The sequence below is a fragment of the Motilimonas thetidivivens genome, from assembly GCF_046452435.1.
Classification (GTDB): domain Bacteria; phylum Pseudomonadota; class Gammaproteobacteria; order Enterobacterales; family CBDFNC01; genus Motilimonas.
The window spans coordinates 81,300-105,431 of the sequence record NZ_JBKFDK010000009.1 but is presented as its reverse complement, the minus strand read 5'-3'; the positions used below and the strand labels follow the sequence as shown (position 1 = coordinate 105,431).

The 24,132-nt window shown below is 45.1% G+C and carries 20 protein-coding genes; 11 read left to right on the top strand and 9 right to left on the bottom strand.

Annotated features, from left to right (window positions below):
• Positions 1 to 10 precede the first annotated feature (10 nt).
• A complete protein-coding gene (locus tag ACK8OT_RS09055) occupies positions 11 to 1,003 on the top strand; it encodes a transposase (protein WP_410196184.1) in 993 nt (330 codons plus the stop codon).
• A gap of 242 nt (positions 1,004 to 1,245) precedes the next feature.
• Positions 1,246 to 1,719 carry a hypothetical protein gene (locus ACK8OT_RS09050; RefSeq protein ID WP_410196183.1) on the top strand — a complete coding sequence of 158 codons (474 nt, stop codon included), beginning with the start codon at positions 1,246 to 1,248 and terminating at the stop codon, positions 1,717 to 1,719.
• Positions 1,720 to 1,899: 180 nt separating this feature from the next.
• Here the strand turns inward: ACK8OT_RS09050 and ACK8OT_RS09045 are convergent, their stop codons facing one another.
• The 3 genes from ACK8OT_RS09045 to ACK8OT_RS09035 all read right to left on the bottom strand — a co-directional run bounded on the left by ACK8OT_RS09045 (position 1,900) and on the right by ACK8OT_RS09035 (position 4,714).
• Complete coding sequence (locus ACK8OT_RS09045; protein WP_410196182.1) at positions 1,900 to 2,166, bottom strand: hypothetical protein; 267 nt, start codon at positions 2,164 to 2,166, stop codon at positions 1,900 to 1,902.
• A gap of 163 nt (positions 2,167 to 2,329) precedes the next feature.
• The gene (locus tag ACK8OT_RS09040; protein ID WP_410196181.1) at positions 2,330 to 2,857 is read right to left on the bottom strand and encodes a metal-dependent hydrolase; all 528 of its coding nucleotides are present in this window, start codon (positions 2,855 to 2,857) and stop codon (positions 2,330 to 2,332) included.
• A 45-nt stretch (positions 2,858 to 2,902) separates the two neighbouring features.
• Positions 2,903 to 4,714 (bottom strand): M3 family oligoendopeptidase, encoded by a 1,812-nt coding sequence (locus ACK8OT_RS09035; protein ID WP_410196180.1) that lies wholly within the window; start codon positions 4,712 to 4,714, stop codon positions 2,903 to 2,905.
• A gap of 262 nt (positions 4,715 to 4,976) precedes the next feature.
• Between ACK8OT_RS09035 and ACK8OT_RS09030 the strand changes: the two genes are divergently transcribed.
• Positions 4,977 to 5,666, top strand: coding sequence for an SDR family oxidoreductase (locus ACK8OT_RS09030; RefSeq protein WP_410196179.1), 690 nt, complete (start codon positions 4,977 to 4,979; stop codon positions 5,664 to 5,666).
• A 3-nt stretch (positions 5,667 to 5,669) separates the two neighbouring features.
• Here the strand turns inward: ACK8OT_RS09030 and ACK8OT_RS09025 are convergent, their stop codons facing one another.
• Complete coding sequence (locus tag ACK8OT_RS09025; protein ID WP_410196178.1) at positions 5,670 to 6,872, bottom strand: putative manganese transporter; 1,203 nt, start codon at positions 6,870 to 6,872, stop codon at positions 5,670 to 5,672.
• An 89-nt stretch (positions 6,873 to 6,961) separates the two neighbouring features.
• Here ACK8OT_RS09025 and ACK8OT_RS09020 point away from each other — a divergent pair, with 89 nt between their 5' ends.
• Positions 6,962 to 7,540 carry a pentapeptide repeat-containing protein gene (locus ACK8OT_RS09020; RefSeq protein ID WP_410196177.1) on the top strand — a complete coding sequence of 193 codons (579 nt, stop codon included), beginning with the start codon at positions 6,962 to 6,964 and terminating at the stop codon, positions 7,538 to 7,540.
• 198 nt (positions 7,541 to 7,738) lie between these two features.
• Positions 7,739 to 8,707: a Wadjet anti-phage system protein JetD domain-containing protein gene (locus tag ACK8OT_RS09015; RefSeq protein ID WP_410196176.1), complete on the top strand. Its 969-nt coding sequence runs from the start codon at positions 7,739 to 7,741 to the stop codon at positions 8,705 to 8,707.
• A gap of 3 nt (positions 8,708 to 8,710) precedes the next feature.
• Here the strand turns inward: ACK8OT_RS09015 and ACK8OT_RS09010 are convergent, their stop codons facing one another.
• Both ACK8OT_RS09010 and ACK8OT_RS09005 read right to left on the bottom strand, forming a co-directional pair.
• Complete coding sequence (locus tag ACK8OT_RS09010) at positions 8,711 to 9,478, bottom strand: hypothetical protein (RefSeq protein ID WP_410196175.1); 768 nt, start codon at positions 9,476 to 9,478, stop codon at positions 8,711 to 8,713.
• 65 nt (positions 9,479 to 9,543) lie between these two features.
• Complete coding sequence (locus tag ACK8OT_RS09005; protein ID WP_410196174.1) at positions 9,544 to 10,233, bottom strand: sensor histidine kinase; 690 nt, start codon at positions 10,231 to 10,233, stop codon at positions 9,544 to 9,546.
• Between the two features lie 132 nt (positions 10,234 to 10,365).
• Here ACK8OT_RS09005 and cysB point away from each other — a divergent pair, with 132 nt between their 5' ends.
• Entirely contained in the window at positions 10,366 to 11,340 is a 975-nt protein-coding gene (gene cysB / locus ACK8OT_RS09000; RefSeq protein ID WP_410196173.1) for an HTH-type transcriptional regulator CysB, read from the top strand.
• Positions 11,341 to 11,375: 35 nt separating this feature from the next.
• Here cysB and ACK8OT_RS08995 read toward each other — a convergent pair whose 3' ends face one another.
• Entirely contained in the window at positions 11,376 to 11,912 is a 537-nt protein-coding gene (locus tag ACK8OT_RS08995; RefSeq protein ID WP_410196172.1) for a CoA pyrophosphatase, read from the bottom strand.
• Between the two features lie 15 nt (positions 11,913 to 11,927).
• The gene (gene pabB, locus ACK8OT_RS08990; RefSeq protein WP_410196171.1) at positions 11,928 to 13,364 is read right to left on the bottom strand and encodes an aminodeoxychorismate synthase component I; all 1,437 of its coding nucleotides are present in this window, start codon (positions 13,362 to 13,364) and stop codon (positions 11,928 to 11,930) included.
• Between the two features lie 391 nt (positions 13,365 to 13,755).
• Here pabB and ACK8OT_RS08985 point away from each other — a divergent pair, with 391 nt between their 5' ends.
• From ACK8OT_RS08985 to pssA, 5 genes are all read left to right on the top strand, one after another.
• The gene (locus tag ACK8OT_RS08985; RefSeq protein WP_410196170.1) at positions 13,756 to 15,276 is read left to right on the top strand and encodes a fumarate hydratase; all 1,521 of its coding nucleotides are present in this window, start codon (positions 13,756 to 13,758) and stop codon (positions 15,274 to 15,276) included.
• Between the two features lie 245 nt (positions 15,277 to 15,521).
• On the top strand, positions 15,522 to 16,712 hold the full coding sequence (locus ACK8OT_RS08980) for an amino acid aminotransferase (RefSeq protein WP_410196169.1): 1,191 nt from the start codon (positions 15,522 to 15,524) through the stop codon (positions 16,710 to 16,712).
• 583 nt (positions 16,713 to 17,295) lie between these two features.
• On the top strand, positions 17,296 to 19,701 hold the full coding sequence (locus ACK8OT_RS08975) for a glycoside hydrolase family 94 protein (RefSeq protein WP_410196168.1): 2,406 nt from the start codon (positions 17,296 to 17,298) through the stop codon (positions 19,699 to 19,701).
• A gap of 99 nt (positions 19,702 to 19,800) precedes the next feature.
• Positions 19,801 to 21,213 carry a phosphoglucomutase/phosphomannomutase family protein gene (locus ACK8OT_RS08970; RefSeq protein WP_410196167.1) on the top strand — a complete coding sequence of 471 codons (1,413 nt, stop codon included), beginning with the start codon at positions 19,801 to 19,803 and terminating at the stop codon, positions 21,211 to 21,213.
• 225 nt (positions 21,214 to 21,438) lie between these two features.
• Entirely contained in the window at positions 21,439 to 22,797 is a 1,359-nt protein-coding gene (pssA, locus tag ACK8OT_RS08965; protein ID WP_410196166.1) for a CDP-diacylglycerol--serine O-phosphatidyltransferase, read from the top strand.
• A gap of 60 nt (positions 22,798 to 22,857) precedes the next feature.
• Here the strand turns inward: pssA and ACK8OT_RS08960 are convergent, their stop codons facing one another.
• Entirely contained in the window at positions 22,858 to 24,057 is a 1,200-nt protein-coding gene (locus ACK8OT_RS08960; RefSeq protein ID WP_410196165.1) for a Bcr/CflA family multidrug efflux MFS transporter, read from the bottom strand.
• Positions 24,058 to 24,132: the final 75 nt, after the last annotated feature.

Sequence of the window (24,132 nt, the reverse complement as noted above, 5' to 3'; positions counted from 1 at the left end):
GGATGTGGCCATGACTTTACCTCGAGGGCAGTTGATCTGCCCTGAATCTACGCCATACTACCATGTCACCAGTCGCTGTGTGCGCCGTGCCTTTTTATGTGGTATGGACCATTACACCCAGCAGAGTTACGAGCATCGCAAGCCTTGGATGTTGGATAAACTAAAGCAACTGGCGGACATTTTCACCATCGATGTCTGCGCTTACGCCATTATGAGCAATCATTACCATTTGATATTGCATATTAATTTGTCTGAAAACCGCAATCTATCAGATAGTGAAGTTGCAGCGCGTTGGCAACAGTTGTTTGCTATGCCCATGCTGGTGGATGATTGGTTAATGGAAAAAAAGCAAACCAGTGCAGAGCAAGCGGTAGTGGCAGATTTGATAGCTGAATGGCGCAATCGCCTTAAAAACATAAGCTGGTTTATGCGCTGTTTAAATGAAGATATTGCGCGCAAGGCCAATCAAGAAGACAGCTGCAAAGGGCATTTTTGGGAGGGGCGCTTTAAAAGCCAAGCCTTACTGGATGAAAAGGCCTTGCTTACCTGTATGACTTACGTCGATTTAAATCCTATCCGCGCCGATATGTGCCAGCGCGTTGAACAGCAAGAATTTACCTCGATTTACGAGCGAATTCAGCAATATAAAGCGAAACAGAATGACCAGATTGTGAAGTCCGCGCTATTACCCTTTGAGCGCCAATTCGATACTCGCCAACCCCATGAAATCCCGTTCTATTTTGAAGAATACCTGCAACTGGTAGACTGGACAGGGCGTGCCATTCGAGAGGATAAGCGCGGCTATATTCCTGCCGATGAGCCCAAGTTATTACACGAGCTGGGTATTGAACAAGATAGCTGGTTGCAACTGGTCAGTCACTTTAGCCGAAGTTTTGGCAGTGCCGCCGGCAGTTGGGAGCATCTGACTGCCCATAGTAGAAAGGCTGGCCACTGCTGGACGCGAGGACAAACGGCATGTAATCGACTGAGTGGCGCTGGATAATACTAACTCACCGTATAGCCACACTATCTGCTCAGCTCTATATGCTGGTGCAGTCATGCCAAATTTCTATTGATCCGCTTAGAATTTAGCATTTCAGTTCAAAACAAACCGACAGTCGCTGTAGTTGTCGCAAATTTTCAAACAAGATTTGGTTTATGTTGTGGTGGCCTATAAAATTGCTGGGTTATTTAGGTGGATGTCCCAGCTTTTGCCAGCTTTTGCTTTTCAAGATTAGAAAATAAATGTCTGATTTAACTTGCTACATAAACAAAAAAAAGGGGGACAATGGGAGTTACCTCTATATAGAGTCCTCCTTCTCCCTGAGCTTTAAAGCGCGATTTCCTTTAGTGGGAACACACTTAGAAATCCTATCCTTAGATGACTTGGTCGTTGGTGAAGTTGATGGAACTTTTATTAAGTGGTTTGGAAAGGAAATTCAAAAGAAAAGAAAGGGCTTATTAGAGTGGTACTGGCTGCTTCCTGGGCAGCCAGAAAAACGACTAGCTCCGGAGGGGTTTGATAAATATTCGCTTAATGGTGAAGTCGTTGCTTCCTTTGAAGAGCAATGTCATGACGATCGAACTCTTTGTGATATGTTTACTTTAAAACCTTTACCTCCGAGATTTATTAAACTTCGTTATGATGAAAGTAAACTCAGCGAGCTCACTGCATTTAGTTTATTGCTAGTTAGTATTAGTCGACTTTTCAATAGCTAGATAGCTGGCTACAGCTATGACAAGAAGGGGCCGCGCACCCAGGGCAAACGCATGAATATTTTTTGAGCGCTTAGTGGTGTTTTCTTAGACGAATATCTGCCGCAAGGACGCGGCAGTTAAGCAAAATAATAGGACATCCACCTCTTTTTACGCTAACTCACATCCGCCAGCTTTAAGTCATTACTTTTTAAACGGTGCTTTAATCAGTTCATAGACACCTATCATTGACTGGATGAGAGAGCCATAATTATCGAGTGCTTCTAGTTGTGGCTGTGATGCTATTTTCAGTGCTTCTTCTGCTGTGGCGGCTTGAATATAGTGGTTGTTCGCTACTTCGAAGTCTTGAGCAAGTAATTGCTCTTTCTCTTCAGCAAAGGTGGCCGCTCCTGTGTCTAAGTAGGTTAATGTCTCGGTATTGCTGTGCTTGAAAAACTGAAATGATGGCATGCTCTGGAAACCTTTAATTGATTGGTACTGTCTAAATTATCTATAAGTCAATAACTTATCAAGTATGCATTTTTTTGCAAACGGTTTCGGCAATGCTTGGCGGTTAATTTCCATAAAAACAATATCTTAATTACACCATGTATTGGTGGTAAAGAGGGCTGTTTTATTGTGGATGACTTGTTTCTTTAAATTGCTTTTGTCGGCGTCGTTGCCACCAAGCCACCACAAAAAACACCGCTCCCCCGATCAAACCAGAATATAAGCACAATTGATGCAGGGCAGGGTTGCTCAGTAGGTTTAACAGTGGGTTGGTTAGGCTGACGGGGTAAAATGGCTCGACGTCATGGTGCATGATGGCGTCTAGCAAGACGTGAGTAGCGCAGCCAATGGCCGCGCTGAAAAACGCCACAGGCCAAGAAATGTGGGTGGCCATAAAACGGTTGATTCCCAGCCATTTAAGTCCCCACTGCGCGAGGTGTTTGCCTGATAAGGCGGCGACGACGGAGAGTAGCGCCGCGCCAACAAAGGTATGGCTAAAGCCATGCAAATGCCCTTCACCTGTGATCATCACTAGCAAAGGCTGAATGTCCATGATGATCTGTGCCCAGCCAAACACCATTAAGCTGAAGCTGCCTTGCAGCACGGCTTTAATGGCGATACCGGGTCCCATATGAAATGGCGTAAAGGGCATTGCTTTCCTTATCTATTGTCGGCGTCTAATCTAATTTGTCGCGTTTTATTGCGCCAGCGTTTGCGCAAACTGCTCTATGTCTTTGGCTATTAAGTCTAAGCTTTGTTGCCAAAAATCGGCTTGGCGGATGTCCATGCCAAGGTGTTTTTGCACCAAATCTTCGGCGGTCATTGCACCTGTGTCAGCAAGTAGGGCTTTATAGTCAGCGTAAAATTCATTGCCTTTGGCGGCGCGCTGGGCGTAAACGCCTTTGCTGAATAGGTAACCAAACAGATAAGGGTAATTGTAAAAACTCACCGAGCCAATACTAAAATGCAGTTTGCTTGCCCAAAACATCGGGTTGGTCTCATCCATGGCATCGCCATACCACTGCGCCCACGTGTCGGACATTAATTGGCGCAGTTGCTCGGCGGATAGCTCTCCGTCTTGGCGCTGCTGGTAAAAGGCTTGCTCAAATTCAAAGCGCACTGGGATGTTAATTAACAAAGCTAAGGCCGATTGCGCTTCTTCCCACAGCATTTGTAATTTGGCTTGTTTGTCGCTGGCTTTGGCCAGCAGTGCATCGCGCACCACGTTTTCGGCAAAGATGGAGGCGGTTTCAGCCAAGGTCATTGGGTAACTTGATAGGGCGCGAGGCTGATCTTTAAGTACCCAGTTATGAAACGCATGGCCAAGCTCGTGGGCTAAGGTGATCACATCCGACATGCTGTTGCCCCAAGTCATAAATACCAGTGGGGTGCGGCTGTTGGCAAACTGGGTACAATATGCGCCCATGCGCTTGTTGGCGGCTGGGGCGGCGTCAATTAGCTGGTTTTCAACCATGTAATCAACAAATTCGGCCATTTCTGGATCGATACCGGCAAAGGCTTCCTTGATGATCTCTATGCCTTGCTCAAAGCTGTATTGTTCGCTTACCTGTGCATTTGCAGTGGGCATAGCCGCAAGCTCTTGCCATGGTTTTAGGCTGGTTTGGCCATAGCAAGACGCCATGAGTTTACCGGCGCGTTGGCCAAGTTCACGATTTTGTTTGGTCACTTCAATCAGGGTGCTAAGGGTTTGTGCTTCGATGCGGCTGTCAAATAATGATGGATCTAAAAAGTGCACCGGCGCTGCACCATTAGCCACGGCCACGTCGCTGCGTTTGGCGTATTCGGTTAATCTGTCGCCTGCTAAGGCATTAAGTATGGCGGCAAAGCTTTGTTCATGTTGGGTCATGGCTTGATTAATGGCGCGCCAAGCGGCTTCGTGGCGCACGGTATCACCGCCGTATAAGATACTGGCGGCTTGCGACAGGCCCATGGTTTCTTGGCTGCCATCGGCTAAGGTGAGCGTGACTTGAATGCTGCCGGTTAGATTGTCGTATAAACGTGACCAAGCGTTGCGACCATTAACTTGCATTGCGCTCAGTAATTGCTCTTCTTTTACGCTTAAACTACTGGCTTGTTTTAGGCGCGCACGTTGATAGTTAAAGGCAAAATGAGCCAAGCTGCCGGTGAGTTCATTGCCCGCTAACACCTGCGCTAATTGCTCATCGGTGCCATGAATTAGGGCGTGACGAAACGGGCTAAATTGCTGTTGTAGGTTTGAATATAAGCCGTCCATTTGCACATCCAGCGCTTTTGCTGCTTCGTTACTGGCATCAACCGAGGTAAGGCAATTAGCAAAGCTCATTAGGGTGCTAAGGCTAATACCGATGGCTTCGGCGGCGACCAAGGCTTGCTGTAAGTGTTCGATATTGCTTGGATCTAACTCGGTTAAGGCTTGAATGCGTTGTTTGATTTCTTTGATGTCGCTAGCAATAGCAGGATCGTTAAGGCCGTGATAGGCAAGGGAGAGATCCCAAGTAGGTGCGGTCATGAAAGTGCCTCTAGTTAAAATAAATAAGAAAAATCATAAAAGCTTGGCTCTGATATGAGCATATTTTACACAGCAATGACAAGGCGTATAACTTAGGCTTGTGTGACGAGGCATGAGGTTAGCCCTAGGGGTTCAGATCCCAATACCTTTTGTGGCCACGGAACCATGATGGTGAGGGTTTTATTTTGCTCACTTTTTGTATCATGATGATTTTAGGTTATATTGATGCTAAATCATGGTGGATGACAGATAGGGAAGTCACGTGGAAACGTATTTGATTACAGGTGCAAACCGAGGCATAGGTTTTGCTTTAGTGCAGCAATGTTTAGCCAATGGCCATCGCGTGATTGCCACGTATCGTGACCAAAGCGCAGCTAATGCGCTGTTTGAATTGGCAGGTGAATCTTGCTTACTTGAGCTGGTTCAAGCAGAGCTAGATAGTGAAACTGGCATCAACAAGCTGGCTAACGAGATAGCGGATAAACCGCTCGATGTGCTTATCAATAATGCGGGGATCATGGGACCAGAGCAGCAAGATCTTAACGGTTTAGACAGTGAAGGCTGGTTAGCCACCTTTGCTATCAACACCATCGCGCCTTTTCATGTTAGCCGTTTATTGCTGCCAAATTTATTGCATTCGGCTCGTCCGCGGATCATTACCATTTCCAGCCAAATGGGCTCGCTGGCGCGCGAAAGCACGGGCTCGTATGCTTATCGCAGCTCAAAAGCCGCGGTGAATAAAGTCATGCAAGTGATGGCTACCGAGCTGGCTGAGCAAGGGGTGATAGTTTGTCCTATGCATCCCGGCTGGGTGCAAACGGATATGGGGGGAATGGAGGCCGATATTAGCGCGCAGCAAAGTGCGGCTGGCATTATTCGTTTTGTCGAAGGTGTATCGCTAGCTGAGTCTGGGCGTTTTTGGACCTGGCAAGGTGAAGAGCATCCTTGGTAAGGATTAATGTTCAAATAGCCAATAGTAGCCGTAGCCAAATATCAGTGCTGGCAGAGCCGAGTAGAAGGTGGCTGCCAATGCCGCCTTAGGCGCCATGGCCAACGCTGGAAACAATGCATCACCATCGTTGGCTAAGCCATTGGCAATTTGTGTTGACAGGGGCAGCGCACCGCTCAGGTATAATCCCGTGACTAGCATTTGCGGGCCACAGCCCGGTAATAAGCCGATGGTTAATCCAACGAAAGGCAACCAAGCCCCCCAACCATTTAAAGCCGCAGCGACATTGATTTGGCTGTAGTGATTGAGCACTTCAAAACTGACAAAGGCCACCACCACCCACGCACTGATGAAATGGGTATCTTTAGCCACTTTTTGCATTGGATGTTGGCATTGGGCTTTGCAGTCTTCACTGACGCTGGATTGATAATCATCGACGGGTTTGCCTAGTGCCCACAGGGTTAAGGTGATTAAGGTCAAGCCAGCGCCCAGCCACTCTATAGTAAGCTCGGGGAGAGCTAACAGCCGGTTAATATCTAACTGAAATGAAAGCAGTAAGGCCACGAGAGCGCAGGGCACAATCAGAATTTGCCAGAACATGCCTTGCGCCGTGATGGTGTGGTGTTGCCAAGATGAGATTGCGCTGGGCTTGGCGTTTGAAAGGAGCTGACGCTGGGGATGAGTTGGACGTAAAAAGTCATCTTGGTGGAGCAAGTTAACCAATAGTCCGGTTAAGGCGCCAGCAAATACCCCAAGGGCCATCATGGCAAGGCCGACTTGCGGTGCGCTGGCCAGCAGCAGAAAAGCGGCATCGCCCATGGTGGCGGTAAGCACAGCCACCATGGCAGCAAAGCCAACTTTGCCTTGAATAAATTGGCTACTAACAATAATGGCACCGCCGCAACCGGGCAGTGCGCCAAGTAAGGCGGCAAAGAGTATTTGGCTGACTTTCGAGCCTTGGTAAAGCTTGCTGATAGCATGCTGGCCGTCAAAAAAGTTTGCAAGGGCGTGGTAAATGGCAAGTGTTGCGGCCACATAACAGGTCACAGCCCAAAAGGTATCCGCCATGCTGTTGATGACCACAAAGCGCAGCTCGTCAACGCTTAGTAAAGCAAGTAGGCTAAGGGGAATAATTAAGCGGCGATGGGATAGGCTAAATTGACTGTGTCTTTTCGCATTTTTTAATATCAGTAAGTTAGAAACTGCCATCGCGTTTGTTCCCTTATCATTATCATGGTGATTGTTTTTATAATATGCAAATGATAATTATTATCAAGTAAATTTTGGAGATCGACATTATGCAAGGGCATCATCAAGATGAAACCTTTGAGCAGGGACTCGATAAGGTCATTGAACAGCAGTGTTTTCAGGCATGTGTATTTCGCGGCCTAGACTTGTCCGATGGACAATGGCGTCATTGCCAGTTTATTGATTGTCAGTTTATAGGCTGTAATTTAAGTAACTTGAATTTGCTTGGTAGCCAATTTGAGCGGGTGCAGTTTGAGCAATGTAAAATGATAGGCATTGATTGGACCTTGGCCAAATGGCTTGATTATGTGTTTGAAGCCACCGTGTGCTTTAACGATTGCCGCTTATGTGACAGCTCATTTTTTGGTTTAGAGCTGGATGATCTGCAACTCACTAACTGCATTGCGCATCGAGTTGATTTTCGAGAAGGGCGTTTTGTAAGCGCCGATTTTAGCGGCAGTGATTTTGCCAATAGTTTGTTTAATCGCACCAATTTAAGTCGAAGTGACTTTTCAGATGCGTTGAATTACCACATGGACTTAACGGCGAATACCTTAACTAAGGCCAAATTTAGTCGCGCACAGGCGTTGTGTTTATTGGCGTTTGCCGATATTCAATTGCTGGATTAGCTTGTTTAACTCTTGTTGTTTTGGCAACAATTTCATGAAGATGTTCACGTTGTTCGTGGCAATAACTTGGGTTAATTTGCGGCTCAGGTATGATGGATAAATGATCTATTTGTCGCCCATATTATCATCTTAGCTAGCTGATAAAGGGCCCATTGTTTGGTTGACGCGCGGTGTCGCAACACGGATGTAAGACAACTTATGGCAGGCATTTTCGATGATGAGCATGTCCAATATGCCGCTCGTCAATTATTACTGGGACATGAAGTTAACCTTTCTGCTAAACGTTTATCGGCCTTAAAAGGCTTATTAACAGATAATCATTTTACCTTATCTAAAGGGCAGCGCTATTGGCTGAATCCTCAAGGCAAGGCTTTTATTACGCGGCAACTTGAAAATGCGACCCCACCTGTTTGTCATGATCCCGAAGCCGATATTCAAAGCTTAAACATTCATTTGCCAAGTATGGTGAACCGCCATGTTATTCAAGCCTTACTAAAGAAAGATGCTAAGCAAGGTCTTGATCAAGCTGATTTGGCGTTGTTAGAAGATACCCAAGTGACCCCCACCCGTGATGATACCCTAAGGCTACGCAGCGCTCATGGCTTTAGTCTTTATCTTAGTCAGGGGCATTTGCTTGATTTATCGAGTTTTTTTAGCGTTTCTAATGAATGTGTATTGGCTGAGCGTTTAGTCTCGCAAGTGACTAAGCTATTGCCCGGTGAAACCAGTTTTACCCATGTGATCACGGTTGAAAACTTAGGCGCATTTATTGAGATAGAATTAAAACCTCAGTGCCTATTTGTTTACGCGCCGGGCCATCACACAGAGCTGGCGGAGCACATTGTCAAAACCTTACCTGCCAATGTCACTTGGGTGCATTTTGGCGATCTAGACCAAACCGGAATTGATATCGGGCTACGCCTTGCTGAAAAATTAAATCGCCCCTATAAACCCTTATTGCCCAGAAACTTGGCTGAAATTAGTCGCTACTATGGGCGAGCGTTGCAAAATGAACAGCAAACCGAGCAGGGTCAGCTCAGCACCAGTAAACGGGGCAAAGTAGGTTGGAAGATTGAAACCTTAGGGCCTGAGCTAGCGGCGCGTTTAGCGCCGCTGATTGAAAAGGATAGATGGTTAGAGCAAGAAGTGATTGTGTTGTGTTTGTAGCTGTTACCACTTTTTCTTAGGCTGAAATAACACGTCTAAATCGTCGGCTTCTTTTTCTTGGCGCTGTTTTAAATCTGAATCACTGTCTGATTTAAGTTGAGAATTTAACTCTGCCTTCATCTGTTGCATTTGCTCGAGTTTGGCTTGCAAGTAGGCATCACGATCGGGCACGGCCGATAAGGTTTGAATGGCTTTATCTAGTAATTGTTTTACCGTGCCAAATTGGCGGTTCATCTTAGCGGTTTGGGCGCGGGAGATGGCGTTTTCTAGGTTAATCTTTAATTGCATTAATTCAAGGCGACGGTTTTCCATGACATAAACCGGGGTTTCAACCTTGCCTTTAGAATGCTCTGAGCGCACGATAGCGCGGATCTTTTTGATCACTTGTAGCATTAACAGAGCTTGCTTGTCATTGTCAGGAGCACGGTAGGCATCGCTTTCAGGTGCTTGGTAGTTTTGCTGTATTTTGCTGATTTGGCCCGTGATATCGTTTAATCGTTGCTTCGCTGGCGCCAAGCTGGGATCAACCTGCACGATGGCTTGTAACGCGTTTAAAATCCGATGATGCAATATTAACAGCAGCTCTTTACTAAATGGCAGTCGAGAGGCTTGCAGCAGCATCTCATCGGTTTCTTCAATGACCGCTTTTTGTTTCACTATGGTAGCGCGTTTTTGCGCTTCCATCTTTTGACGGTATTGTTGCAGTATGTTGTAACCGATGATCAAAAAAAGTAGAACAGCGGCCAGTATTAATATTAATGGAAGAACCATAGTACCCTCAGGTCGAGATTAAAATGCGAATCGCCGAATATTTGAAATATTACAGTCATATATCATTACGGTAAGGTTAGCATAAACTGACTGCCGCCTAGCTCGCCGCCATTTTTCAAGGAAATGTGACCTGTATTGTTTTTTATCTCATGTGCAGCTGCAATTTTCTTCGCAAAGAATAATCCTAAGCCTGTTCGACCTCGTGTTACATCAAATCCAGCTAATGTATCCTCACCAATTTTAAGCATTTCATCGGGATAACCTGGGCCGTTATCTTCAATCAGAATTTCAAGCTGCATATTATGGATGCGTGCGCTGACTTGAACTTTATCCTTAGTATAGCGCAGGGCATTCACTAAAATATCGTTAATTAAATAGGCGATTAATTCGCCATCCATAAACCAAGCGAGATCGGGGTCTACATTAAGGGAAATATCGACATTTTTATTATGATAGAAAGTTTGGTTGCGCCCGACTTGTTCTTCTAAAATGTCATAGACGAAGTGCTCTGATATGTTGATGGGAAGTTGTTCACGCTCATAACGGTATAATGCCAATATTTGCATTAAACTGCTGTTGAGACGGGAGGCTTCATAATGCAAGGTGGCAATTTGCTGGCGTTTTTCTGGCGAGTCGCTAGCGCTGTCTGCGGCTAAGGTGTCGATGGATTGAAGCACCATAAATAAAGAATTTTTCATATCGTGGACTGCAGTTGCTAGTACAGCAGCAAAGTCTAAGTTGTCAGTTTGGGACATAAAAATTCCATAAATTTAACCGAAATCAATTAGTTTCAGCTTACCTTTTGACTTGAATGGGGTAAAGTAAAACTGTTTGTTGTTTATTCTGTTAAAATTTAGCAGAAGATTATCATATTAGATGGTGAATTAATGAAACTGCAGCAGCTCAGATATATCGTTGAAGTGCTCAATCATAGTTTAAATGTTTCCGCTACGGCTGAAAGCTTGTACACCTCGCAACCTGGGATCAGTAAGCAAGTTCGTATGCTGGAAGATGAACTTGGAGTGCAAATTTTTGAGCGCAGCGGTAAGCATCTCACTCAGGTGACACCCGCAGGTAAAGATATCATCCGTATTGCCTCAGAAATCTTAGGCAAGGTTGAAAGTATCAAATCTGTGGCTAGCCAGCACACCCATCCTGATGAAGGCACGTTAAATATTTCCACCACACATACTCAAGCGCGTTATGCCTTGCCCGATGTGATCAAAGGCTTCATCAAGCGTTATCCTAAGGTGTCGCTACACATGCACCAAGGTACGCCTGCGCAAATCAGTGAAGCCGTGGCCAAAGGGACTGCCGATTTCGCGATTGCTACCGAAGCCCTGCATCTTTATCACGACTTGGTTATGTTGCCTTGTTATCACTGGAACCGCAGTGTCGTGGTGCCGAGAAATCATCCATTAGCCAGTAAAAAACACATTACCGTGCAAGATGTGGCGCAATACTCACTGGTTACTTATGTGTTTGGTTTTACAGGGCGCTCTGAGCTTGACGCGGCTTTTAACGCTGCCGGACTTACACCTAAGATAGTGTTTACCGCGACCGATGCCGACGTGATTAAAACCTATGTGCGTTTAGGGATAGGTGTGGGTGTGATTGCCACCATGGCGATTGATAAGGTGCAAGATAATGATCTTGTAGCCCTTGATGCCAGTCATCTGTTTGAGTCTAGCACAACCAGCATAGGATTTCGCAAAGGCACCTTTTTACGTGGCTATATGTATGATTTTATGGAGCGTTTTGCCCCGCATTTAACGCGTGATGTGGTTGACCGCGCGATCATGTTGAAATCCAATATTGAAGTGGAAAACATGTTTAAGGATATCGAGTTACCACTTAAGTAGCTTTACTGGCGGCTTTAGTGACAGCTTTAGTGACATTAGTACAATTGTTGGTATAGGTTATCTAAAATCGCAGCCGTGGCCCCCCATATTAACCGGTTGCGATAGGGGATAAATACCAAGTTCAATTGTTTGCCTCTGATATTGGTTTGCCAATAATGCCGTCGCTTGATTTGTTTGAGCGGCATTAAAAAGACGTCATGTACTTCATTATTGTCGATTTGTAAGCGATAGCCCGATGTTAACTTAGCCACTATCGGCGTAATGCTAAATCCAGTGCCGGTATGAAATTGGGGCAGGGCACCGATGACATTAACAAATTGCGATTCGAGACCGACTTCTTCATGGCTTTCTCGTAATGCGGTATGAATAAGATCCCTATCTGTTTGCTCAACCTTACCCCCCGGAAATGCAATTTGGCCACGGTGGTGGCGTAAATGAAAAGCGCGCTGCGTTAATAACACATGCCACTGTTGTTGGTGATATTGCAGGCCCACTAATACCGATGCCGCACGTCCTGTGCTGGCATAATTGGCAATTTGCTTGGGGGGATGCAATATAAAACGATGTAGCATCTGTGTCGTCTCTAATCAGTCGTCTGCTTGATCAGTATGGGCTAATATGGGCAAAATTTTAGCTACTTTATCGTATGTTTCTTGATATTCAGCCTGCGCGTCAGAGTCCGCCACTAAGCCTCCTCCAGCCCAACAATAAATTTGCTGCTGATAGCAAACTAGGGTGCGTATGGCGATGTTGGTATCCATATTCCCGTTAGCACTGATGTAACCTAAACTGCCACAATAGAAACCACGACGATGAGGCTCCAGCTCTTCTATCACTTCCATTGCTCTGATTTTAGGTGCGCCAGTAATCGAGCCACCCGGAAAACAGACTCGCAGTAAATCTTCGGCTTCATAAGGTGGCGCTAATTCCCCGGTAATGGTGCTAACTAAATGATGCACTGCGGGGTAGCTTTCAACGGCAAACAGTTGTGGTACTTTTACCGTGCCGGGCAAACAAACGCGCCCGATGTCATTGCGCAGCAAGTCCACTATCATCAAGTTTTCGGCGCGATCTTTTTCCGCGCTCGCTAAGGCTTGCTTCATCGCCTCATCAGCATCCGCTTCTTGGCAGCGTGGCCGAGTGCCTTTTATCGGCTTGGTTTCGACTTGGTTTTGTTCGAGCTTTAAAAAACGTTCAGGGGAAATTGACATGATCACCCCTTGCTCTAAGCGCATAAAGCATGAAAATGGCGCGCGGTTAGCGTGCATTAGTCGTGTAAAGGCTTGATATTCATCACCCACATAGTTAGCTTGAAAACGCTGCGCTAGGTTGACTTGATAGCAATCGCCGCTTTGCAAATAGGCCTGAACTTGATTGAATTTTTTGCCATATTCGCTCTGGCTCATGTTTGATTGCCACTGGCTAGTTAGCTCAAAATGGGTTTGGTCGGTGGTCATGGTGGCCAGCTGGATCAACCATTGCAAACGCTCATTGGCATAGCTCTCACTGGCTTGTGGAGTATCTCGATGACAGACCAAGTGGACTTGTTCCTGCTGGTGGTCAATGATCAAGGCCCAGTCATAGATACCGACAGCCATATCAGGCAGGGGAATATCAGCCTCGGCTTGCTCGGGTAATTGCTCAAAGCGGCGGCCAAGATCATAACTAAAGCACCCCATGGCGCCGCCTGTAAACGGCAACTCGTTATGCTCTGAATTGGTTGAAAGCAAGCAATAAGGAGGCAAGAAGGGCTGTGGCAAACATTTTTTGCGCCAGATTTTCACGAGTTCAAGGGGGTCTTGGTTGGTGGTATAACAACTTTGACGCGTTTCTACTTGGCTGGTATCAGCATAGGTTTGAATTTTAACTATCGGCTCGGCGCAAATAATTTGATAGCGGTTATGCTGACTAGCAGGCGCCTGACCGCCAAGAATAATGCTCCAAGGCTGTGTTGATAGTACATTTTTTATACGATCAAGGTCGTATTTAGAGAAAGACAAGTTTTTTTTAACAACTAACGACATCTTTTTTCAAACCATACCAGAGTTTTTAACACACTTGCTGGATGCAAGGTTCGCGCAAGAGTATCATATACCCAAGTTACCTCAAGCTGCTTGTTCAGCGAGAATTTGTAGGCTGTTAAGCGCGACGCTGATTTGAGACATAGTCGTTCTACGTTGAAAATCAGCAACAAAGCATAACAGCCTACAAAACTCGCCCGATGGGAGCCTCTCATTATGTTCATTTTTTCGTTAAAAAGCCTTGTAAGGGATAACCATTACTGCGTCTTTTTGCCTCAAACTGAACAAAATGAGGGGCTCTGAAACCTGCATCTTGAGGTATCTTGGGTATATGGGGATAACAATAAAGCGAATAATGCTCCCCAGTGGAACAAGGAACAGTGAGGCAATTTATATGTCAGTGATAAAAAAAGAACACCTGATAGAAAGTGTGGCTGATGCGCTGCAATTCATCTCTTATTACCACCCCCTTGATTTTATTCAGGCACTCGAAAAAGCCTATAACAAAGAGCAAAGCCAAGCGGCGAAAGATGCCATGGCGCAAATCTTAATTAACTCGCGCATGTCAGCTGAAGGCCATCGTCCTATTTGTCAGGACACGGGTATCGTGACTGCGTTTGTGAAGATAGGCATGAACGTGCAATGGGAAACGGACATGACGGTACAAGAAATGGTCGACGAAGGTATTCGCCGAGCCTATAACAATGCCGACAACCCATTACGCGCGTCAATTGTGGCTGATCCTGCTGGTGCACGTAAAAACACTAAGGACAATACCCCAGGTGTGGTACACATTGAAATGGTACCGGGCGATAAAGTCGAAGTTATGATCGCGGCCAAAGGGGGCGGCTCTGAAAACAAATCTAAGATGGTCATGCTCAATCCATCTGATGATATTGCTGATTGGGTAGAAAAAACCGTGCCATTGATGGGCGCAGGTTGGTGTCCACCGGGCATGCTAGGCATAGGGATAGGTGGCACGGCGGAGAAAGCCGCAGTGATGGCCAAAGAATCATTAATGGATCCCGTTGATATTCATGAGCTGCGTGAGCGCGGTGCACAAACAACCGATGAAAAACTGCGCTTAGAAATCATGGATCGGGTAAACAATCTTGGTATTGGTGCGCAAGGCCTAGGTGGTCTGACAACGGTACTGGATATTAAGATAAAGAGCTGCCCAACTCACGCAGCTTCTAAACCTGTTGTTATGATCCCTAACTGTGCAGCCACTCGCCATACTCATTTCACCTTAGATGGCTCGGGCCCTGCTGTGCTAAAAGCACCGCGTTTAGAAGATTGGCCTGAAGTGACCTTTGAAGTGGGTGAAAATGCGCGCCGAGTCAATGTTGACACCTTAACTCAAGCCGAAATGCAAGAGTGGAAAATGGGTGAGACGGTATTGCTATCAGGTAAAATTTTAACCGGACGTGATGCTGCCCATAAACGCATTAAAGAGTTAATTGACTCAGGTGAAGGGCTACCTGAAGGGGTGGATTTTAATGGTCGCTTTATTTACTACGTAGGCCCAGTGGATGCGGTGGGCGATGAAGTGGTAGGCCCTGCTGGCCCGACTACTTCTACACGGATGGATAAATTCACTGACTTTATGTTAGAAAAGACCGGCCTGATGGGCATGATAGGTAAAGCCGAGCGCGGCCCTGCGACGGTGGAATCGATTAAAAACCACAAAGCCGTGTACTTAATGGCTGTCGGCGGTGCTGCATATTTAGTCGCTAAGGCAATCAAGCAAGCTCGCGTGGTTGCGTTTGAAGATCTGGGTATGGAAGCGATTTACGAATTTGAAGTGGAAGATATGCCAGTAACGGTTGCAGTTGATTCAACGGGCGCGAATGCTCACGATCAAGGCCCGGCTATTTGGCGTGCTAATATAGCCGATGCAAATGCATTAAAATAATAAATTTGAGAATACTTATGCAAAGCTGGCCTCGAGCCAGCTTTTTTTTGCTTACTTTTTGAGTCCGTCTGCTTATTTCAAAATGTTACCGTCTTGTTATCGCTGTTTGATGATTTAGATTTTTTGGCTGAAAAACCCAAAAAAGCAGTAAATTTACACCAAATTGTGACATTCTTCTTTGTACAACTAAGGTGCAATGGTATAACGAGCACTGTAACTTTTAGTCATTTTATTGAGGGAATATAATGTTTGAGAAGGTCGTAGAAGCTGCTGCTGATCCAATTCTTGGCTTAACTGAAGCGTTCAAAAAAGATGAGCGTCAAGACAAAATCAACCTAGGCGTGGGTATTTATAAAAACGAAGCTGGCCAAACGCCAATTCTTGACACTGTTAAGAAAGCTGAAGCGCGTTTACTTGCCTCTGAAACGACTAAGAGCTACCTGAGTATTGAAGGTAACGCGGCTTACGGTAAAGCTGTGCAAGTTTTACTGTTTGGTAAAGACAGCGATATCGTTGTTAATAACCGTGCATTCACAGCACAAGCGCCAGGTGGTACAGGTGCACTTCGCACTGCAGCTGATTTTGCTGTTAAACACCTACCATCAAATAAAATTTGGGTAAGCAACCCAACTTGGGCTAACCACGGCAACGTGTTTAAAACAGCTGGCCTAGAAGTCGTTAATTACGATTACTACAATGCACAGACTCGCGATTTAGATTTTGACGCTATGCTAACTTCTTTAGCAGGCGCACAAGCGGGCGACCTAGTATTATTCCACGGCTGTTGTCACAACCCAACGGGTATCGACCCAACACTAGAGCAATGGGAAGTATTGGCTAAGCTATGTGCTGACAAAGGTTTATTGCCATTGTTTGACTTTGCTTACCAAGGTTTTGCTAAAGGCGTTGAAGAAGATGCACAAGGCTTACGTATTTTTGCTCAATACAACAAAGAGCTACTGATTGCTAACTCATTCTCGAAAAACTTTGGTTTGTACAATGAGCGTGTTGGTGCAGTAACCTTAGTTGCAGCAGACAGCAAAACAGCTGAAGTGGCATTTAGCCAAGTAAAAAGCGGTATTCGTGCTAACTACTCAAACCCACCAGCACACGGTGCAGCTGTGGTAACGACTATCCTAAATGATGCTGAGCTATACGCGCAGTGGGATAAAGAAGTAGCAGAGATGCGCGACCGTATTCAAGAAATGCGTACGCTGTTTGTCCAAACCCTAAAAGACAAAGGCGTTGAGGGTGACTTTAGCTTTATCGAGCGTCAAAACGGTATGTTCTCTTTCTCTGGTTTAACCCCTGAGCAAGTGGCTAAACTAAAAGAAGAGCACGCAATTTATATCGTTGGCTCAGGCCGTATTTCTGTTGCGGGTATGACCAAATCGAATATGGAAGCGCTATGTGAAGGTATCGCTAAGGTACTTTAAGCTCGCTTTAGATTGAAAAAACGCTGCTATTGTGCAGCGTTTTTTTTGCCTAGAGTTTATCCAAAAGTAGCGTAAACGTAACTGGATGTAGCTGGCATGTAATGATTAATTGAGGGCTGGCACGTCAATTTCGTTAAATACGTCAAGAATATCAGTTTGAGTGACTATTTGTTAATCAATTAATAGTTTTTTCAAACGACGCAAAGAAATAAAATTCTTTAAATACATGGGGTTGTAATTGTTGTTTGTCGAGTAGGTGACAGCAATCACACTATCAAGTGAGAGCCCTGTTGAAAGCCCATTTGCGCTTTGTTTCAGCGCTGCAATATGGTAAAAAACACAGCGTTACAAAAGGATATTTTCACAGGGAAGCTATCTAGGTTGTTGGGCCTTGTGAATACCAGCTTTGATTACTGATATTAAGAAAGCTGTTATTTCACTGTGTTTTGATTTGGACACAAATTTAAAGCAGCCACTATGATACAAAGTGATTTTTAACTTTTAGTTTTATTTTTTTGCGAGTATCACATTTTGGTATTTTGGAAGCACCAAAATACGCAACATAAGTAAGGATGGAAAATAAATGAAATACGGTTTTTTTGATGATGCAAATCGAGAGTACGTGATCACACGTCCGGATACGCCGGCACCGTGGACCAACTACTTAGGTACTGAAAAATTCTGTACCGTAATCTCTAACAATGCGGGTGGTTACTCTTTCTATAACTCTCCTGAGTACAACCGTGTGACTAAATTCCGTCCAAACGCGTCATTTGACCGTCCTGGACACTACGTTTACCTACGTGATGATGAGACAGGTGACTACTGGTCAATCTCTTGGCAACCAGTGGCTAAGAGCCTAGATGAAGCCAAATACGAAGTTCGTCACGGTCTTTCTTACTCTAAATTCAAGTGTGAATACAACGGCATCACTGCAACTAAGACATTGTTCGTACCAAAAGGCGAAGATGCTGAAGTTTGGGATGTGGTTATTGAGAACACTGGCGACAAGCCGCGCACTATCTCTGCCTTCTCTTTTGTTGAGTTTTCTTTCTCTCACATTAAATCTGATAACCAAAACCATCAGATGTCTTTGTACTCAGCTGGTACAGCATACGAAGATGGCGTGATTGAGTACGACTTGTACTACAACACAGATGATTTCGAAGGTTTCTACTACCTAGCTTCAACCTTTGACCCTGATTCTTACGACGGTCAACGCGATGCATTCTTAGGCGCTTACCGTGACGAAGCTAACCCAATTGCGGTTGAAAATGGTAAGTGTTCAAACAGCGCACAAACTTGTTACAACCACTGTGGTTCTCTACACAAGCAGTTTGTTATCCAACCAGGTGAAAAAGTACGTTTTGCTTACATCCTAGGTATCGGTAAAGGTAACGGCGCTAAACTACGTGCTAAATACCAAGACTTAGCAAACGTAGACGCAGCATTCCAAGGCATCCTAGATCACTGGAATGAGCGTTGTGAGAAGTTCCAAGTTAAGTCACCAAACAAAGGCTTAGACACCATGATCAACGCTTGGACACTATACCAAGCTGAAACCTGTGTTGTTTGGTCTCGTTTTGCTTCTTTCATCGAAGTGGGCGGCCGTACTGGTCTTGGTTACCGTGATACTGCGCAAGACGCAATCTCTGTACCACACGCTAACCCGAAAATGACCCGTAAGCGTATTGTTGACTTACTACGTGGTCAGGTTAAAGAAGGTTACGGTCTACACTTATTCGATCCAGATTGGTTCGATCCAGAGAGAAAAGACGTTAAACCATCTAAATCGCCAACGGTTGTACCAACGCCATCTGATGATGACAAGATCCACGGTATCGAAGATACGTGTTCAGATGACCACCTATGGATCGTTCCAACCATTTGTAACTATGTATTAGAGTCTGGTGAGCACAGCTTCTTTGACGAAGTGATCCCATACGCAAATGGCGGCGAAGCCACTGTTTACGAACACATGAAAGCAGCATTAGATTTCTCTGCTGAATATGTTGGTCAAACCGGTATCTGTAAAGGTCTACGCGCTGACTGGAACGACTGTCTAAACCTAGGTGGTGGTGAATCTGCCATGGTGTCTTTCCTACACTATTGGGCACTAGATGAGTTCATCAAACTAGCTAAGCATCTTGGCAAAGACGAAGACGTTGCTAAATACACAGCAATGGCACAAGGCGTTCAAAAAGCGTGTGAAGAGCACCTATGGGACGAAGAGGGTGGCTGGTACATCCGTGGTCTAACTAAAGACGGCGACAAGATCGGTACAGCGCAACAAAAAGAAGGCCGTGTACACTTAGAGTCTAATACTCTAGCGGTACTTTCTGGTGCGGTTTCTCAAGAGCGCGGTGAGCGTGCAATGGACAGCGTTGACGAGCACCTGTACTCGCAATACGGTCTACACTTAAATGCTCCTTCATTTGCTACACCAAATGACGACATTGGTTTCGTAACTCGCGTATACCAAGGTGTTAAAGAAAACGGTGCTATCTTCTCTCATCCAAACCCATGGGCTTGGGTAGCTGAGACTAAGCTGGGTCGTGGTGATAAAGCGATGAAGTTTTACGATGCACTAAACCCGTACAACCAAAACGACAACGTTGATCATCGTAAAGTTGAGCCATACTCTTACGTACAGTTCATTATGGGTCGTGACCATCAAGATCACGGTCGTGCTAACCACCCATGGTTAACAGGTACTGCGGGTTGGGCATACTACGCGGTAACTAACTTCATCTTAGGTATCAGCTGCGGTTACAACGGTCTAGAAATCAACCCATGTATCCCAACTGATTGGCCTGGTTTTGAAGTACAACGTCAATGGCGTGGTGCACAATACAACATCAAGGTTGAGAACCCGAACGGCGTGAGCAAAGGCGTTGTGTCTATCACCCTAAACGGTGAAGCAGTAGAAGGTTCGATCCCTGTTCAAGCTGAAGGCAGCGTGAACGAAGTAGTTGTGGTAATGGGCTAAGTTTTAACTCAGCCTCAATCATAATGCGATTTTTTAAGGGGCGGGCAGGTTTGCAAGCCCCTTTTTTATTTTTTAAATATTTAGAGTGTAGGGATAGTCATGATTAAATTTGGTACAGGCGGCTGGCGCGCCTTCATTGGTGAAGAGTTCACTAAAGATAATGTACGTCTAGTTGGCCAAGCATTAGCAAATATCATTAACAACGAAAATGTTGCTGATAAAGGTTTTGTGATCGGTTTTGACCGTCGTTTTTTATCTAAGAAAGCAGGCTCTTGGTTAGCCGAAGTTATTGCAGCTAACGGTATTACCGTGAGCTTTATCGACAAGTATGTACCGACCCCAGTGGTGATGTTCAAATGTCGTGATATGGGCTGTCAATACAGTGCCTGTGTTACTGCTTCGCATAACCCAGCCGATTACAACGGTATCAAGGTGTTTATCGAAGGTGGCCGCGATGCAGACGAAGTGATCACGCAAAAAATTGAAGCGCAAATTGCTAACCTAACTCAAGCTGACGTTAAATCGATTGATTTAGAAGATGCGATTGCACAAGGTAAAGTGGTTGTTATCAACCCAATGAATGAGTTCGTTGATTCTATTCTGAACTACCTAGATGTTGATGCAATCAAGAACGCGAACTTGAAAGTGCTGATCGACCCTATGTTCGGTGTGGCGAAAAACGCACTGCAAACCGTACTGATTTCTGCTCGTTGTGAAGTAGACGTGATCAACGACGGCGAAAACCCAGGTTTTGGTGGCTTAATGCCTAGCCCAAGTGCAGCAACCCTATACCGTTTGAAGCACTTAGTGGCTCATGAAGGTTATGATATCGGTATTGGTACCGATGGTGATGCTGACCGCCTTGGTATTATCGATGAAAAAGGTAACTTTATTCACCCGAATGAAGTATTGCTACTGCTTTACTACTACCTGCTTAAGTACAAAGGCCTTAAAGGCTCTGTGGTACGTAATATTGCAACGACCCATCTTCTAGACAAAATTGCAGCCGATCACGGCGAGCAAAGCTTTGAAGTGCCAGTAGGCTTTAAACACATCAGCTCTCAAATGGAAGCCGATGACTCGCTGATTGGCGGTGAAAGCTCGGGCGGTTTAACAATTCGTGGCCACATCAAGGGTAAAGATGGTGTGTTTGCTTCTAGCTTGTTAGTTGAAATGATCTGTGTAACAGGCAAGAAACTGGGTGAGCTACTGCAAGAAATCTATGCTCGTTACGGTTATGCTTACACTGCCGAAGGTGATTGCACCTTTAAACCTTCGCAAAAAGAAGAGCTTTACAAGCGCATCTATGAAGACAAAGAGCTACCCGATTTCGCTTACGAAATTGATAAGGTAAGCTACGAAGACGGCGCTAAGGTTTACTTCAAGAATGGTGGCTGGGTTATTGCACGCTTCTCTGGTACTGAGCCGCTATTACGTATCTTTGCCGAGATGGAAGATAAGCCAACAGCCGAAGCTGTGGTTGCTCAAGTTAAAGCTTTCTTAAACGTTTAAGTTTTATTAAATCTTTAATTGATAAAAAAAGCCCCTGATGGGGCTTTTTTTATGCAAACAATGGCTTTGTGGCGCAAAACTGCAATTAACCCATGTCTTTACTGCAATGGCAGGATATTATAGCTGCACAACTTCAAGAAGTGATTGAGCCGCAGCTAGAAGTTGTTTCTGTGTTTATTTGATATAGTGGCTACGCATTTTCTGATTGAACAAAAGAATATAAGCATGATGGATAGAGTGAATAAAAGTTTAGCATATATTGCTGCCCAACCTTTTCTAACTACGGATATTGAACATATCCAGTTTTTGTATCATGCCAGTGAATTTAGACAATCTATCTTAGATTGTATTGCCAATGCTAAACAGCGTATTTACCTCACCGCGTTATACCTTGAAGACGACGAAGCCGGCCGTGAAATATGGTTAGCCCTTGATCAAGCCAAAAAGAACAATCCCGACTTAGATGTGGTGGTGCTGGTTGACTATCACCGTGCACAACGGGGGTTGATTGGGCAAGCGGCTGACTCAACCAACGCTACTTTCTATCAGCAATATGCTCTTGAGCATCAAAGCCAATTCAACATCTATGGTATTCCGGTAAAAAATCGTGAGCTGTTTGGTGTGCTTCACCTGAAGGGTTTTGTGTTTGATGACACCGTGTTGTATAGCGGAGCTAGCCTGAATAATATCTATCTGCATAAGCAAGATCGTTACCGTTACGATCGCTATTGTTTAATTACGCACGCCGCGTTAGCAGATAGTTTTGTGCAATACATAAACCAATTGATCAGCGAAGACTTTGGTGTCGTACCCCTGAATATTGCGCCAGTGCCGAGTGTTGCAGAAATGAAAGCCCAGCATCGTCAGCTGCGCAGGCATTTAAAAACGGCTCAATATCATTACCATGGACAAACTTTGTCATCACAGGATGAGCAAATTGGGTTGCTGCCGCTGGTTGGCTTTGGCGCGCGTGGCAATAAGTTAAACCAAATGATCCGCCATATTTTTCACAGCACGCAACGTGAGCTGGTGCTGTTTACGCCTTATTTTAACTTTCCTGCTGCGTTGTCGCGTGACATCACGGCTATGTTAAAACGCGGCGTTAAGATCACCCTAGTCGTTGGGGATAAAACCGCTAATGATTTTTATATTCCTCCTTCGGAGCCATTTAAAACCATTGCCGGTTTGCCCTATTTATATGAGCTTAATTTAAGAAAATTCGCGAAACGTCACAGTCGATATTTAGCTTCGGGCTCGTTGAATATTCATTTATGGCGTCATGAAAACAATAGCTTTCACCTTAAAGGGATCTATTCCGACAAGCAAACTATGTTACTGACGGGCAATAATTTAAACCCACGGGCTTGGCGATTGGATCTTGAAAATGGCATTTTGTTGCAAGATAAAAGTGGGGTCTTGGCCGAGATGCAGGCCAAGGAGCTGGCGTTGATTATGGCTAATACCAGCCAAATTACTCATTATGAGCAAATCGAATCCCTTGATGATTACCCGTTACAGGTTCGTAAGCTACTCAGTCGAATGCGGGTATTTCGTGCGGATAACATGGTTAAGCGGATCTTGTAATAAGATGGCTGTATGCGTGGTCGCTAGCGCCTGTCCACGCAATAGGGTTTAATCAGCCGCTTATACGCCTGAGCTAAACGTATTTCGGACCAAAGTAAGGTAGCTCACAATAGCTAAAATCGCTGACACCGTCATGCCGATAGCAAGGGTGCTTGCATTGTCACTGTGAAATAAGCTGACAAGAAGCCCAGCCAATGCGCCCATGCCAAATCGCAACGTACCACTTAACGCCGTTGCAGTTCCTGCGATATCGCTAAAGTCATTTAAAATACCTGTCATACAATTCGAGCCTATCAGGGACATCACGCCGACAAAGCTGACCACAGCGCCGACGATGATCCAACGATTACTCACATCAAACAAGGCGATAGACAGCATCATTAAGCTTGCTAGTCCGAGTAAGGTTAAACCTGTGGTTAACATAAAACGGTAGCCCTTCTTGGTTACAAAGCGACCATTGATGGCGGTAAATATCATCATAAAGATAATGTTTAGACCAAAGTAATAGCCGTATTCTTCACTGGGGATCCCTAAGTATTCGATATAGACATAAGGAGAGGTGGTCAAAAAGATAAACATGCCCGAAAACGAAAAGCCACTGGTTAAGATAAACCCCAGTGCGCGTCGATGTGATAGCACTTTAAAGTAATTTTTAAGTACGTTAGCAAAGCGGAGCGGAACCCGCTTTTCTTTGGCGAGGGTTTCGGGGATCAAGTAAACCACTGCGATAACCGTGAGCACGCCGGCAATGGCTAAGAGATAAAAGATCGCTTGCCAACCAAACCAGAGCTCAATATATCCGCCCACCAAGGGAGCGACGAGAGGAGCGAGTGTCATAATAAGGATCACAAATGACATCATTTTGGCGAACATGTCATGGGAATAGATATCACGTAATAATGCACCGACAATCACCGCCGCTGCGCCACCGCCAATGGCTTGAATAAAGCGCAGTTTCATCAGTAGTTCAACGTCTTTGACAAAATAAACCCAAACATTGCTGACGATGAAAATAAAGAGGCCAGAAAGCAAAACGTTCTTGCGACCATAACTGTCAGAAATGGGGCCGTAGATCAGTTGGCCAAAGGCAAAACCAAACAGAAAAATACTTAAGGTCATTTGCACTTGGTTAATCTCAGTATGTAGCGCATCGGCAATACTCGGGATTGCAGGTAAATACATATCGACAGCCAAGGGCGTGAGGCCAGCTAAAGATGCTAGGATAATGATAAATACTAAATCAGGCTGTTGAGTTTTCATGAAATACTAGTTTTGTGTTTTGAGGTGGCCAAGATAGTCAATATCCGTGGCCATGTCTATGGTGCATCCAAACAA